Here is a 14,817-nt window from a genome sequence, read left to right as displayed (position 1 = left end):
TGACATACATCTGAAGCATCGCTTCATGATTAAATCTCGAATTGCCGGTTCTTTATCCCATTAATCTGACATACATCTGAAGCGTCGGCTCGTAGACATCACTTAGGTACTTCGTTCTTTATCCCATTAATCTGACATACATCTGAAGCTTATATTGCGCTTGATAGTTTGATTCCTGAGTTCTTTATCCCATTAATCTGACATACATCTGAAGCTTCACAGACGGGCATGTTTGGACGTAACTAGTTCTTTATCCCATTAATCTGACATACATCTGAAGCAGCCACAATTGTAGATAATCTTCAATTAACGTTCTTTATCCCATTAATCTGACATACATCTGAAGCTCAATCAAGGACGACACGGTAAACAAAGGTGTTCTTTATCCCATTAATCTGACATACATCTGAAGCGACGTTTAATAACATCATTTAGGAGAACAAGTTCTTTATCCCATTAATCTGACATACATCTGAAGCGGTCAGTTTGACTTAGGAACCTACACAACGGTTCTTTATCCCATTAATCTGACATACATCTGAAGCTTGATAACGCTGATGGCACGACGACCATTTGTTCTTTATCCCATTAATCTGACATACATCTGAAGCATCACAGTGTCTCGTTGCTCGTTTTCCTTTGTTCTTTATCCCATTAATCTGACATACATCTGAAGCCCTATTACCAGGCACGGCTTCATTTAAGAAGTTCTTTATCCCATTAATCTGACATACATCTGAAGCAGTCGTCACGCTCGTCAGTCAGATCATCCAGTTCTTTATCCCATTAATCTGACATACATCTGAAGCTAGAACTTCTTGCGGGGAAACGTAATGACGGTTCTTTATCCCATTAATCTGACATACATCTGAAGCGAGTGTGGGACGGAAAGTATTTTGATGTACGTTCTTTATCCCATTAATCTGACATACATCTGAAGCCGCGTTCCGCCCGAGATTTAGAAAAGACTGGTTCTTTATCCCATTAATCTGACATACATCTGAAGCGCATATCTCTATTCAACCGAAACAATTCACGTTCTTTATCCCATTAATCTGACATACATCTGAAGCAGACCACGCGTTCGTATACTCGTCAGGTACACAGCGCTAAAATTGGACGAAATCCTCGTCAATAGTCGTTTTCCAAATGTAATCAGACGCTTCAACATCATTAACTTGCCTCTCAATGAATAAAACTTTGACACCAAGTGAACCGGCATACTCTGCCAGTTCCGTTAACTGATCGGTTGTTAAGAAAAAACAAACGTCAGTTAATACTAAGAGTCGGTGATCGTTTAATTCATTCATAATCGTTATCACTGCCTCTATTTTATCATACGGTGATAGCGTCTGGGGCAGATCAATCATGATTGATTGATCCTTAATTGCCGTCTTTGAATCCCGTGTATCCTGAATCTTTAATGGCAAATTATTCTCAAAGATAACTTGAGTTAGAAGTGTCTTTTCTTGGCAATCCAATTCGTACAAATTTCGCAATTCTTCCTCATCCAAGCAATCAATCAGCACCTTAACGGCTTGACGGTTGAAAAAAGTATTTATATCAAATGACCCATTTAGGCTGCCAAAATAAATCAGCGCCTTATTACAAACCAGCTGTTTGCCTGCATCACTACAGACGATTTTTTCATCATATTCACGTAAATGGCTGGTAATTTCCCACAACGTATTCGCATTCGTAATGGTTAAAAAGTTCAATCCTGCTTGTAGCTTAATGGGCTCAAACGGATAATAAGTTAGTTGATCCATTAAATAACCACCACCTTTAAATCTTGATTACCAATCTCAGTATTCGGCGTACCTGCCATGAACTTCATCGACGCATATTGACGCTCTGTGACCGTCAATGTTTGGATCAAGCCATCTGCTGGTGCAACTTGAGCAACGCGTTGTTCCAGCAGCTCGGCGGCCTTTTTATTCACAGTAATGCGAACATAAATACTTTCTTGCATCATAATAAATCCTTCAGATAAAAGTGCTTTTCGAAACTGTCGATAATTTTTACGGTCTTGCGCCGTTTCAGTCGGTAAATCAAACATCACCATTAATCGCATAATTCGATACCTCATAGCTCAAACTCCCAATGTGGCAAACTGGCCTCATCGTTAAGATAGCCAACACTATCACGAACCATTTCCGTACAAACACTCGCGACTAACGCCTCATGGCCATTGAAATTGATTGGGTCGGACAGTAAGCTAATCAATTCAACTTTGATATCCAACGACAGCGGTTCCTCTTTATGCCGTTGAACCACTTCATCGACTAAGAGACGCAACGGTTCCATCAAGTCGCTTGCCAGGTTATATTGGTTCTCCGTGCTATCGTGATGAATACCAAAATTGGTCAAATATCCTAAAGCATTTATTTCTCTGGAAAAGGCAGAAAGTAAAATTGAGTAACCATAATTGAGCATCGCATTAACCGGTTGCTCTTCATCTCGCCGTGTAAAACCAGTATCGATTAAGCGTGTAAAATATAATCTTGCCGCCACCGCCTCTCGGTTGGTCGTATCGCCTTCATCAACGCCATCTATTAATTCAGTAAACTGCTCACAATCTTGCCTCAAGTCTTGCAGAAGTTGCTGCTGGTTTTTCATTTTATTTCTGATGACCTGTTGCCATAATTTTTGGCGATGATCCTCTTTCCACATCATTTGCTTCTTTAGTCGTGAATTACGCTGATGATTATTATAATAACCGTCGATTTCACCAATTGGTGATGACTTGTCATCAGTAAACACAATCTTAACATCATGCCGAAGCAGCATCATCACCGCATAACTGGTGATAACCGCCCGTGTCGTCCCAATAATTAGACACTGTATGTCATCTAAAGGGATTTGATGAACATCTGTTTCAGTTTTAACAACCAGATGATTCATTTTGTAGGATAATTTCGAATGTTGGGTAATTAATACATTTCGCCATGCCATTTTTCATCAACCTTTGCTATAATATATTTGTGGTCAACGTCAGACCACATTTAATGGGTCTCCCGCCTATTAATCTGACATACAGAATTGAAGTAAAGCAAAGCTTCGGCTGAGCTCACCACTTTTTATAAAGGGCCGTATGGCCACTTACATATAAAAGCAACCCCCGCTACCTACTAGCGGGGGTTGCTTTTACTTTATGCCAGCTTGTTTTGCTAACCGTTCAATTGTAATTCGTTTTTCGTATAAACCTGTTGGTGATTGGAAGATCAGAATATCGTGTGGTTGTAAACGCCCACTCCAAGTCAATTGACCAGCAGAAGTTTTGTTTGCTATACCATAGGTCTTTCCATTAGCCTTACCACCAATGGACTTTAAGGCTCCTAACCTCCTCTTATTAGCGTGCATAAATCCCAAAATTGCCGATAACACATTCACTTTTGCCAACCTTGGCATTTCATCAAACATAGACTTATTAGTCTTTAACTCTTGAGCAATTCTCACGTGAACTGAGTAAGAAAATCTATTGGATAAAATATCAACCAATTCATCAAAAGCTTTAGATAAATCTGAATCTGAAAAGTCATCTGTGTTACGGTTCATGACACTTAAAATTTGGTTTGTCTTTGCGGATACAATTATTTGCTCAGCATTGTGTAACTCTTTACCAGAAGCGATCGTCACTTTTGCAAATTTAAGATTTTGATCTTCAGGATCAGAAGTGTTACTGATCAACGCTAATTGTTCATACGGAACGTGACTCAAAACGACTTCTGCATCCTGATAATTTTCTTTTAACCATTTTATGGCTCTATCAGTCATTTTCCGCCAATCTTTCTCTATAATTCTTGGTATGGAAACCATTTGATAGCCCTTTTTACCATAAATGATGGCTGAGTAAGCATTGTTCACATTGTTGTATCCACCATACAAGCTGATGTCTCTATCTTTCTTCAAAGGCTCTTGAGCATGCTTTCTCCCAGCGTTTTTTGCACCGATGATCATTTGGTCATAAAAAGCTCCCGAATCATCCCTTGTCTTCAATGTCACCAACATCTTCTTATACTTCAGCGGACCATCCACCAAATACTTGAAATTATCTTCGTCCCAAACAATTTCTCCCGTTTCAACATTAGTAGAAGCCACCAGCTTGTGACCCCGTGTCGCTGCAGCCATGGACCCAACAACAAAGCTAAATGGGTTGATGCGTTCCTCTTCACGTTGAGCGGTCGCCTCTTGATCTGTCAATTCAAATTTAAACTTATTTTGTGCTTGCACGTGATCTCGAGCTGCTTTAATTCGTTCTTTCGTGTACTTGTTGTAGTAATTCCCCATCTGATCACTCAGACGGCCTTGATCAAAGAATCCTTTACGATCGATATACTTGCCGACCGTTGCGATCATTAACGCATCATGCGCATGGTGATAATCATTGAGATCCCGATTCTTACGCAAGTCTACGTAGCGGCGCATGTCGCTAGTTAGAGAAGCCGGTAGTGCGACGACTTGAGTCTCTTTGAAATGGGTGCCAATTAAAGTAGCGACATTTTTGATGATTTGACGCGTCTCCACTAATGAACGGGCGATGAAACGCTCTCTTTGCATTTCGCCAATTTGGTCCCGTGTTAAGGCATCAAATTTTTGTTGACTCATGAATCCGGTAGCTAACAATCGATTCCAAAATGGACGCATCGCCCGGCGAATCTCTGTCGGCACCGTCCCAGCGTCCGACTTCGTTCGGTTCGTCGTTCGATCCACAAGCACCATGTTGTCCAATGAATTTCGCTTCGTAAAGGCTTGTGGCACGATATGGTCGATATCGTAATCAGACAAATGGTCGATATCTAGCACATGATCCGGTCGATACATATCTTTTCCTTGCTGCAGGAAATAAAGGTATAGCCGAGTCCTTTGTAAGGCATTATTGTCCTTATACTCGGCACTAATTTCATCAAACCAAGTCTTTAGCGCCTTGTCGCCACTGTACAACTCGCTTAATTGCCGAGCACGAGGGCGCGTTTGTTGGCTGGCCTGGGTCTCACGCGCAAACTCCAAATAAATTTTATCTGGTTGTTGCCCGGTAGCCCGCACAAGGTCATCCAAAATTCGAAATGATTGCGCAATCCCACGTTTGGTCTTCTTATCGCCGGGTAGCTCTTGAATTTCATCGTACACGTTATGGGCCGCTTCCGGTGCTTCATTTTGCGCTTTAATCCAAGCAGCTACACCGAAACGGTCATCCACATTACCAACCACTTCCATGAAATTTAGGTCAGTTTGATAAAACACATCAAGTAAGGTTTTCGCCCCTTGATCGTCATCAAACGTGCGATTATTAATTCTGTCGACGTGGTTAACAATATGACTGGTCAATAGCTTCTTAGATAAACGCCCCCAACCGGTGTAATGCTTTTTAGCTAACGCAGTGACGTGTTCGGCTGATAAATAACTCAATAAACTCAATTGTCGTTTTAAGGCAACCTTATCTTCAAAAACGGTCTGTAATTTAATGATTTCGTCTAACTGATCATTACTTAATTCAGTTATTTGATCGCCTAATACCTGCTTCAAGTCTAAATAAGCACTCAAACTATTACTAAATTTGGTCTTTTGACTTAATCCGACAACTTTGACAGACTGACCGGTATTTTCCGTGATAAAGGTTTCGACATTCTTAGCATTCACATTTTTCTGTCGTCTAAACAGTTGATTGAAAATTGCTTGTTTCAGTTGAACATCCAATCGATGCGAGCGTCGCTCACGATTATCTTCAGTAACCTCTAAACGAATATTATTTAATTCCTGCAGGACGGTAAAGGTCTGATAAGTCACTGAATTGGCCGGTAATGTTGGTTCCCCAATCAAGTAAGTATCCGTACCGATCAATCGATCGATAAACGCATTTTCTGTCGCATCAGTATCCACAACATCTGACAGGTTCCATGGTGTGATCGTGGCATCTTTCTTTTTAATCAGCCAGTGATTCTTTTCTTCACCAGCAAACTGGGCATCACTTTGAAGCTTGCTGACAAGCGGTCCAACATAGTAGGGCACCCTAAAATTGATCAGTCCCGCAATCTTCGTATCCGTTCGGTCTGCTTGCGTGTACGTTTCAGCCAAGAATGGATAATACTGTTTTTGATGTTCAATAATCTGACGCACTTCATTCAGATGTAGTTGATGTGGAATTGAGCCATTCTCCTTCGTCCGTTGGCGTGGTAAAAATTGTCCGTCTTCAATTTTCTGTAAGTAATCAGCTTTTTGCGGTAAATTCGAGTCTTCAATTAGCTTAGTAAAGAATGCTTTCGGTGCTGTTAACTTGTCATCAGAGTCGGCAGCTAACCATAATTGATAATTCTGATCGAAGGTGGCGCGATCTTGCTTGCGCAGTCCCTTTAGTGCTTCACGTTGTTGATGGTGATCATCATATCGCTTGACCATCGCAGCTGAAATGGTCTTTGCATCACCGAGCAGCATCTTTAAGGTCAACCCATTGAAGGCCCGCTGCAAAGCTAGAACAAATTCATATTGTTCTGGTTCTAACAAACCGTCTACCGTAGCTAATTTAGCGTCAATGTCACCGTCACTAAACTTGAACCTATAAGATTTCTTATCCTCAGTTGTTAAACCTTGCAGGTTAAAGACGATTGTTAAATCAATTTGGTTGCCAACCAAACCGCTAAAAATGGACTTAAAGCAGCGCTTGGCCAGTTTAGCGTCACCACTAAATTTCATGTCAGCAAGTGCTTGATCAACTCGCCCCGAATTACCAAGTTTATCATTGGTCAAAGTTGCCGATAATTTATTGGCATCAAACGTAATCGAAAAGTCTGGCATCATCTGTTCAACAAAGGTCGTTAAAAGTTGAACAAGATTTTCGACGTCAAACGAATCTGCTGCTGAGATTTCACCCTCGCGTAGAAAATGACCACGATATTTAACTGCGTGATGAATGGCTAAATAGATTTCGCGCAGATCATGTTGCTTGGTATCCTGCATTAACGTCTGGCGCAAGTGATAAATCGTTGGGTAAGCATGATGAAAGGCTGAATCCGCCACCGTTGATCCGAACAAGGCCCCATTGGCCACCCCAGCCTCTTCATTGACCTGGGGATTAAGTTCGTCAGCAGGATGAACCCAAGAATATTTTGATCGTTCTAAGAAGTTTTCATCGACTTTGGCTAATTCTGGTGCAAACATATCTCGGAGCAACTTCAACCGCCAGCGCCGTCGTGACAGGCGCCGTCGCGTAGATCGAAAGCCTCTTCTTTCTTCAGCTGTATCCGCTGAATCAAATAACCGGACGCCAATTAAATGATTCCCTTTTGCTCGCTTTAACCGATAGTGATCATCGATTGCAGCCCACCCCACTGAACCAGTACCAATATCTAAACCAACTGAATATCCACCGTGATTGCTCATAATTTTAACCCCTCACCTATTGATCTGTTTAAAATATTACGCAATGTTAACGCTTTCCACAAGTAGCAAATGGTTTAGTATGCTCACCTGGCGAAAAAAACAAAAAAACACATCCCCAATACGGAGATGTGCCTGCCCAATCGATAATCCAAAGATTAACGCTTTGAGAATTGTGAAGCCTTACGGGCCTTCTTGAGACCTGGCTTTTTACGTTCTTTCATGCGGGCGTCACGAGTTAATAACCCAGCTGACTTTAATGGCGCACGGAAGTCAGGATCAACCGTCAACAATGCACGGGCGATCCCATGGCGAGTGGCACCGGCTTGACCGGAGAAGCCACCACCATTGACGTTAACTAAAACATCATAATTACCAGTCGTTTCCGTAGCAGTGAATGGTTGTAACACCACTTCACGCAAGTTAGCGAATGGAATGTATTCAGTAATATCTTTATCGTTCATTGTGATTTTACCAGTGCCGGGTACTAAACGAACCCGCGCAACTGAGTTTTTCCGACGACCAGTGCCGGCGTATTGAACAGTAGCCAATGTGATTTCCCCCTTAGATTAATTTCGTGATGTCTAAAACTTCAGGTTGTTGTGCAGCTTGATCATGTTGGTCACCTGCATAGACGTGAAGCTTGAGCAGTTGTTTGTGACCAAGCGTTCCTGCTGGCAACATACCCTTAACGGAAGTTTCAATTAACCGAACTGGGTTTTGTTCACGTAAGTTACCTGCAGTGCGTGACTTCAAACCGCCTGGGTGATTCGAGTGGTGGTAGTACATCTTGTCTGATGCCTTCCGACCCGTTAAACCAACCTTGCCGGCGTTAAGAACGATCACAAAGTCACCCGTATCCACATTAGGGGTAAACGTTGGCTTGTTCTTGCCACGTAAGATTGAAGCAACGACTGAACTTAAACGTCCTAAAGGAACGTCTGTGGCATCAACCACATACCATTTACGGTCTACTTCACCTGGTTTTGCTAAATAAGTTGTACGCACGGTATTTTCCTCCAATTTCTTGTCTGTTTGACACTCGATAAAACTTTCCGGGGCTTATCGTGGGGCAACCAATACCAAGTAACAGTGTACTGTTCAGACCCCGCCCTGTCAATGACAAATCAGTTACATCACTTGTTTTCGTCCGGATTGCTCGGATAAACAACCTCTTCTAAATACAAGCCACTTGCCGGGGCCGTTTCCCGAGCTAGTTCACGGTCTTTGGCAGCTAGTAGAGCTGGCAGTGAATCGACTGCTCGTCGCCCATTACCGATTTCCAACAACGTGGCTACCATGATCCGCACCTGATTGTACAAAAATCCATTTCCATAAAAATCAAAAATCACTTCATGATCAACTGGTCGATTAGCAACTTGAATATCGTAAATTGTGCGGACGTTTGATTTAGCCTGGCTGCCAGAAGCAACGAAACTGGTAAAATCGTGTTCACCAATCAAATCAGGTAGCGCTTGCCGAATTCTCTCCACATCAAGTGGATACTTATAGTGTCCCGTATAATTTCGTTTAAAAGGATCAACAAAGGGCGTGGTAGAAACAATATATCGATACCGTTTACCATGAGTTGAAAACCGTGCATGAAAATCATCATCCACCTCGGTCACTGTCTTCACGCTCATATCCAGGGGAAACATACTGTTCAAAGCCAAGCGTAAATTAGCTGCCGGAATCGGTTTAGGTAGATCGAAATGAACCACTTGACCATGCGCATGAACTCCCGCGTCTGTCCGTCCTGAACCAAAGACAGCAATTGCTGGTTGCGGATTTTTCGCAATCCGATTCACGACGTCCACTAAAACAGCTTCCACTGTGCGCTGATTTGGCTGCACTTGGAAGCCGGCAAAATTGGTACCGTCATACTCAATCACGACTTTATAACGTTGTGACATGAAGTTAGTTGACTCTCCTTTCAATTAACCCAAATGCCGTAAGAAGACGAGCGCAATGTTCACAACGATAACAACGATCACAGCACCTGTATCTAAGCCGTGCCAATGAATCACCCGATAGCGGGTACGGTGCTCACTACCTTGATAACCACGCGCCTCCATGGCCGTCGCTAAGTCATCTGCTCGACCAATCGCGCCAACGAAGAGTGGAATAAGTAAAGGAACAATGGCCCGGAGACGTTTAATCAAACCGCCATTGTTAAATTCGACACCACGGGCCCGCTGGGCGTTCATGATCGTTTGCGCCTCGTCAAGCAACGTTGGCACAAATCGCAGAGCTACCGACAACATCAGCGCAGTTTGCGCAACGGGAAAATGCACCACCCGTAACGGACGTAACATCGACTCAACACCATCCGCAATCGCCAATGGTGCGGTGGTTAATGTGAGCACCGTGGCAACAGTAATAATTAGGAGAAAACGTAAGAAGACTGCGGTAGACAGTTCGATCCCGGTCTGGGTAATCATCAAAACGCCCCAGTGCCAATAAACATGCCCCCCCGGGGTAAATAATAATTGCAATAATGCGGTAAAAACAATCAGCCAAATCAATGGGCCAATACCGCGAATAAAGTAGCTTAAACTAAGTCCCGTTAACCAGATCAACCCACCGACAAACGCGAAGAGCAGTACATAGGTCGCCCACGTCGTTGTTAAAAACGCCATAATGATTAAATACAAGGCTAATAGTAATTTGGCACGTGGGTCTAGCCGATGAAGCCAAGATTGTCCGGGAATATAACGCCCTAATGTAAGTTGCTCTAACATTATGCGTCCCCCCTCGGTAATTGACCGATCAAAGCGTTAGCCAAGTCGGCGTCCGTCAATGGCAATGAATCAAATCGAAAACCTCGATTAGCTAAACGCTGTGCAAATTTGGCTGCCGTGGGTAACTCCAATTCATGTTCAGTAACCCACTGCTGATCGCTAAAAATATCAGTCGGCGTCCCAAATTTAACCAACTGACTATGCGCCATCACCAGCGCATGATCTGCATAGTCAGCCACATCATCCATCTGATGCGTTACCAACATAATCGTCAGGTGTTGTTCGGCCTTTAATCGTGCAAACATCTGCATCATCTCTTGGCGACCACGAGGATCCAGTCCGGCCGTTGGCTCATCTAGCACCAATATACGCGGCCGGCTCGCTAATACGCCAGCAATCGCAACCCGGCGCATCTGACCACCGGATAATTCAAATGGCGACCGCGCCAATAAATCACCACTTAAGCCAACATCATGGGCAGCTTGGTGAGCAAGTTCAGTCGCCTCCGCCTCGGAATAACCGAAATTCAGTGGCCCAAACGCAATATCTCTAGCCACCGTTTGATCAAACAATTGATTCTCGGGGAATTGAAAAACCATGCCCACATGTTGGTGCAACGTTTTTAAATTTCGATTAGTGGTCGCATTTGTCAAGGTAAACTCATCGACGGTCACCGTCCCACTAGTTGGCTTTAACAAACCATTTAAATGTTGCACCAGCGTACTTTTGCCGCTCCCCGTATGTCCAATGATCGCCGTGAACGATTCATCCGGAATCTGAAATGAGATGTCTGACAGCCCTACTGCCTCAAATGGAGAGTTTTGCTGGTAAGTAAAGTCTACATGGTCGAATGAGATTGCCATAACCATTCCTCCATTTCATCATCCGTCAAATAACCGGTTGGATTAGCCAACTGTCGCTGTGCTAATGCCCGGCTTAACTTTGTTGTAAAAGGTTCGTCTAACCCTGTCGCCTGCAGCAATTCATCATTACTAAAAATCGCCGCTGGCGTACCTTGGGTAATCAATTTGCCATCATCCATAACTAACAGGCGCTGAGCTTGCGCCGCTTCCGCTAAATCATGGGTAATTGAAATAATGGTCGGCGCCTGTCCCGCCTTGCGCAACTTGGTTAAGACGGCTAATACGGTTTGGCGGCCATGAGGATCTAACATGCTAGTTGCTTCGTCTAGTACGATAATGCTAGGATTCATCGCAATAATCCCAGCTAACGCAACTCGTTGTTTTTGCCCACCGGATAATCGACTCGGTTCCCGATCAGCAAAATCCAGCATATCGACTTCGCTAAGTGCCGCCTTAACACGCTCTTGCATCTCCGTTCGGGGCACACTCGCGTTTTCCAAACCGAAAGCAACATCGTCAGCAACGGTAGCGCCGACAAACTGATTGTCCGGGTTCTGAAACACCATCCCAATGTGTTCGCGGACTAACCATACCGACTCCGGATTCAACTCGGTACCAGCAACCGTGATTGACCCTTCTTCATAGTCGATCAAGCCATCTATCGCGCGCACCAACGTACTCTTGCCACTACCATTGTGACCAACGATTGCGACCCATTCTCCGGCGGCAACAGAAAAAGAAACATGATCTAGCGCTAACTGATCTGCTTGCAAATAACGGTAGGTTAATTGTTCAACCTTAATAATGTCTGCCACAGTAAGTCCTCATTTCTTCGTGCTCGCCTGATTATGTATCGTAATTTTAAAGACCTCACCCGTATGTGCCGCATGAATTAATTGCGTCATATACTTTTGATACAATGAAAAAATGCTGGATCCGCCCCAAGTCGCTTTAAATCATTAACATTCGGGTTATTGAGCAGTTGCTGATTCCATAACTCTACACTAGCACTTGTCGTGGGATTAAAGAGACCAAACGCGTCCAGCTGGTCGAATTCCAAATAATCCAGATGTCCGTGAGCATCGACCATTGCGTAAGCAGTCACACGATAGCCATTAACGTAGTGCGTCTCATGTAATGAATAGTGACCGGGTTTAAACGCTTCTTTCGGTAAGACCTTAGCTGCCTTTTCACTTAGCTGCCGAAGCCTTGATTCATAAGCAGCATGTTCGCGTTCGGCGTTAATTGTCGTAATCGCAGTTGCGCCCAATGCTAGGCCGGCCAAGACGAACACAACCAACCCTGTAATCAATTTTGCCCGACGTCTCTGCACCATTGCCACCTCATTATGAAACGCTTAATACCGCACTATTTTAGCGAAAAGCCGGCCACCATGCAAGCGCTGTCGCCAATGACCACTCATTTTGGATACAAAAAAATCACTTAGTACCACGGCGCGAGCATCAGCTCATTCAAGCTAGACTGGGCGAACGCGATCGCCATCATCATAACGCTTTATACCATTGGCACTAGTGATTATTTTGAATATTCAAATACTAAGGTGACCCGTCGATCAACTTAGGACAGCTATTCACACTGTCGTTAATGATTAGTCAACGAATTCCAAGATGACCATTTGTGCTGCATCACCACGACGCGGCATGGTCTTGTACATCCGTGTATAACCACCATTACGTTCGGCAAACCGTGGTGCTAATTCATCGAATAACTTCTGCAAAGCACTCTGTGCCTTAACATTGTCACCGTCTTCTTTAACATCAGCGATCACGCCGCGGACAAAGCTAGCAGCTTCATGACGTGCGTGCAAGTCGCCTTGCTTACCCCAGGTAATCATTTGGTCGGCAGTTTTACGAACTTCTTTGGCGCGTGCTTCAGTCGTTTCAATGCGACCGTTAACGATCAAACTAGTCGTTAAATCGCGCAACAAAGCTTTACGTTGAGAACTGGTACGCCCTAATTTGCGGTAGCTCATGCTGAACCCTCCTTCTATCAATAAGTCTGACTAGTCTTCTTGTTTCAAAGAAAGACCAAGGCCAGCTAATTTTGCCTTAACTTCTTCAAGTGACTTACGACCAAGGTTACGAACCTTCATCATGTCAGCCTCTGTCCGATCAGTTAACTCTTGAACTGTGTTAATTCCAGCACGCTTCAAACAGTTGTATGAACGTACAGACAGATCTAACTCTTCGATGGTCATTTCGAGCATCTTTTCCTTGTGTGTCTCTTCTTTTTCAACCATAATTTCAGCGTTCTTTGCTGTATCGGTTAAATCGACAAACATCGCAAGGTGTTCTGTTAAGATCTTGGCAGCTAAACTAATGGCCTCACTTGGTGAAATGGAACTATCAGTCCACACATCCAAAGTTAATTTGTCATAGTCGTCACGCTGACCAACACGAGTATTTTCAACTTGGTAGTTTACACGTTCGATTGGGGTATAAATGGAATCGATTGGTAACACGCCAATTGGCATATCATCCTGACGAGTTTTATTTTCATCAGCTGAAACATAACCACGGCCCTTGTTAGCAGTTAAGTGCATATGGAAAGTGGCACCGTCTGCTACTGTGCAGATGTAAAGATCCGGGTTCATCACTTCAACATCAGCATCCGTTTGAATGTCACCTGCTGTGACAGTCGCAGGACCCTTGACATCAATGTCCATGCCCTTTTCTTCATCGGTCGCCATTTTCAAAGAAACTTTCTTCATGTTCAAAATGATCTGTGTAACATCTTCCACAACACCTTCAACAGTGGAGAACTCGTGAAGTACACCATCAATTTGAATACTAGTGACAGCCGCACCAGGCAATGATGAAAGTAGAATTCGTCGTAGCGAGTTACCCAGGGTCGTTCCATAGCCACGTTCTAGTGGTTCAACAACGAACTTCCCATAGTTATCACTTTCATCGATCTTGTGAATGTTTGGCTTTTCAAATTCGATCATTCTTTTGTTTACCCCTTTCAAAACTCGTCTGATTTAATCAATGAACGTTCATCACTCCAACAAAGTGATGTCATCAATTAAACACGACGACGCTTTGGAGGACGAGATCCGTTATGTGGAACTGGAGTCACATCACGGATTGAAGTCACTTCAAGACCAGTTGATTGTAAAGCACGAATAGCGGCTTCACGACCAGAACCTGGTCCCTTAACAGCAACTTCAACCGTCTTCATTCCATGTTCCATTGCCCCTTTTGCAGCGGCTTCAGCAGCCATTTGAGCAGCGAATGGCGTTGACTTACGACTACCTTTAAAGCCAAGGGCACCAGCTGAAGACCATGCTACAGCGTTCCCTTGCACATCGGTAACCATAACTAACGTGTTGTTAAACGTTGAGTGAATGTGTGCAACACCTGATTCAACGTTCTTTTTGACACGACGCTTACGTGATGTTTTTCTACCTGCCATAAGAAATGCTAACCTCCTTTATTTGAAATGAATTACTTCTTCTTGCCAGCAATTGCTTTAGCTGGGCCTTTGCGAGTCCGCGCGTTGTTCTTCGTGTGTTGTCCACGCACTGGTAAACCACGACGGTGCCGCATGCCTCGGTATGAACCAATTTCTTGTAAGTTCTTGATGTTCAAGCTGACTTCCCGGCGAAGATCCCCTTCAACCTTATAGTTGTCAACAATTGCACGAATTTTATCTTCGTCTTCAGGCGCTAAGTCCCGAACTCGAATATCTTCGCTAACACCAGCATCAGCCAAAATCTTTTGCGCTGATGAATTACCGATTCCGAAAATGTAAGTTAAACCAATCACGATTCGCTTGTCCCGTGGAAGGTCAACACCTGCAATACGAGCCATAACAAT

The 14,817-nt window shown here is 43.7% G+C and carries 15 protein-coding genes and 1 CRISPR repeat array (1 of these 16 running past the window's edge); all 15 genes read right to left on the bottom strand.

All coding sequences use genetic code 11. The features are described from left to right. Positions 1-1,073: direct repeats of the CRISPR family, unit length 36 nt; unit sequence GTTCTTTATCCCATTAATCTGACATACATCTGAAGC (it extends 481 nt beyond the left edge of the window). Between the two features lie 36 nt (positions 1,074-1,109). Continuing rightward, positions 1,110-1,769, bottom strand: coding sequence for a type II-A CRISPR-associated protein Csn2 (gene csn2 / locus AC27FN_RS08615; RefSeq protein ID WP_487167575.1), 660 nt, complete (start codon positions 1,767-1,769; stop codon positions 1,110-1,112). Beyond that, entirely contained in the window at positions 1,769-2,089 is a 321-nt protein-coding gene (gene cas2, locus AC27FN_RS08610; RefSeq protein WP_487167574.1) for a CRISPR-associated endonuclease Cas2, read from the bottom strand. The genes csn2 and cas2 overlap by 1 nt, the downstream gene beginning before the upstream one ends. Beyond that, positions 2,086-2,955 carry a type II CRISPR-associated endonuclease Cas1 gene (gene cas1, locus AC27FN_RS08605; RefSeq protein WP_487167573.1) on the bottom strand — a complete coding sequence of 290 codons (870 nt, stop codon included), beginning with the start codon at positions 2,953-2,955 and terminating at the stop codon, positions 2,086-2,088. Before cas1 ends, cas2 begins: the two co-directional genes overlap by 4 nt. Positions 2,956-3,147: 192 nt before the next feature. Beyond that, positions 3,148-7,377: a type II CRISPR RNA-guided endonuclease Cas9 gene (cas9, locus tag AC27FN_RS08600; RefSeq protein WP_487167572.1), complete on the bottom strand. Its 4,230-nt coding sequence runs from the start codon at positions 7,375-7,377 to the stop codon at positions 3,148-3,150. Positions 7,378-7,532: 155 nt separating this feature from the next. Continuing rightward, positions 7,533-7,925, bottom strand: coding sequence for a 30S ribosomal protein S9 (gene rpsI / locus AC27FN_RS08595; protein WP_407884190.1), 393 nt, complete (start codon positions 7,923-7,925; stop codon positions 7,533-7,535). A 13-nt stretch (positions 7,926-7,938) separates the two neighbouring features. Next, complete coding sequence (gene rplM, locus AC27FN_RS08590; protein WP_407884192.1) at positions 7,939-8,382, bottom strand: 50S ribosomal protein L13; 444 nt, start codon at positions 8,380-8,382, stop codon at positions 7,939-7,941. 128 nt (positions 8,383-8,510) lie between these two features. After that, the gene (gene truA, locus AC27FN_RS08585; protein WP_487167571.1) at positions 8,511-9,287 is read right to left on the bottom strand and encodes a tRNA pseudouridine(38-40) synthase TruA; all 777 of its coding nucleotides are present in this window, start codon (positions 9,285-9,287) and stop codon (positions 8,511-8,513) included. 24 nt (positions 9,288-9,311) lie between these two features. After that, positions 9,312-10,115, bottom strand: coding sequence for an energy-coupling factor transporter transmembrane component T family protein (locus AC27FN_RS08580; RefSeq protein ID WP_487167570.1), 804 nt, complete (start codon positions 10,113-10,115; stop codon positions 9,312-9,314). Next, positions 10,115-10,978, bottom strand: coding sequence for an energy-coupling factor ABC transporter ATP-binding protein (locus tag AC27FN_RS08575; protein WP_487167569.1), 864 nt, complete (start codon positions 10,976-10,978; stop codon positions 10,115-10,117). The genes AC27FN_RS08580 and AC27FN_RS08575 overlap by 1 nt, the downstream gene beginning before the upstream one ends. Further along, a complete protein-coding gene (locus AC27FN_RS08570) occupies positions 10,954-11,793 on the bottom strand; it encodes an energy-coupling factor ABC transporter ATP-binding protein (protein ID WP_487167568.1) in 840 nt (279 codons plus the stop codon). Before AC27FN_RS08570 ends, AC27FN_RS08575 begins: the two co-directional genes overlap by 25 nt. Before the next feature lie 86 nt (positions 11,794-11,879). After that, complete coding sequence (locus AC27FN_RS08565; protein ID WP_487167567.1) at positions 11,880-12,314, bottom strand: hypothetical protein; 435 nt, start codon at positions 12,312-12,314, stop codon at positions 11,880-11,882. Between the two features lie 273 nt (positions 12,315-12,587). After that, entirely contained in the window at positions 12,588-12,971 is a 384-nt protein-coding gene (gene rplQ, locus AC27FN_RS08560; protein WP_487167566.1) for a 50S ribosomal protein L17, read from the bottom strand. A 30-nt stretch (positions 12,972-13,001) separates the two neighbouring features. After that, on the bottom strand, positions 13,002-13,946 hold the full coding sequence (locus AC27FN_RS08555; protein ID WP_407884206.1) for a DNA-directed RNA polymerase subunit alpha: 945 nt from the start codon (positions 13,944-13,946) through the stop codon (positions 13,002-13,004). Positions 13,947-14,023: 77 nt separating this feature from the next. Further along, positions 14,024-14,413 (bottom strand): 30S ribosomal protein S11, encoded by a 390-nt coding sequence (rpsK, locus tag AC27FN_RS08550; protein ID WP_407884208.1) that lies wholly within the window; start codon positions 14,411-14,413, stop codon positions 14,024-14,026. A gap of 32 nt (positions 14,414-14,445) precedes the next feature. Beyond that, on the bottom strand, positions 14,446-14,811 hold the full coding sequence (gene rpsM / locus AC27FN_RS08545) for a 30S ribosomal protein S13 (RefSeq protein WP_487167565.1): 366 nt from the start codon (positions 14,809-14,811) through the stop codon (positions 14,446-14,448). Positions 14,812-14,817 lie beyond the last annotated feature (6 nt).

It is taken from the genome of Furfurilactobacillus sp. W61-4, assembly GCF_057545565.1.
This window is presented reverse-complemented; position numbering and strand designations above follow the sequence as displayed.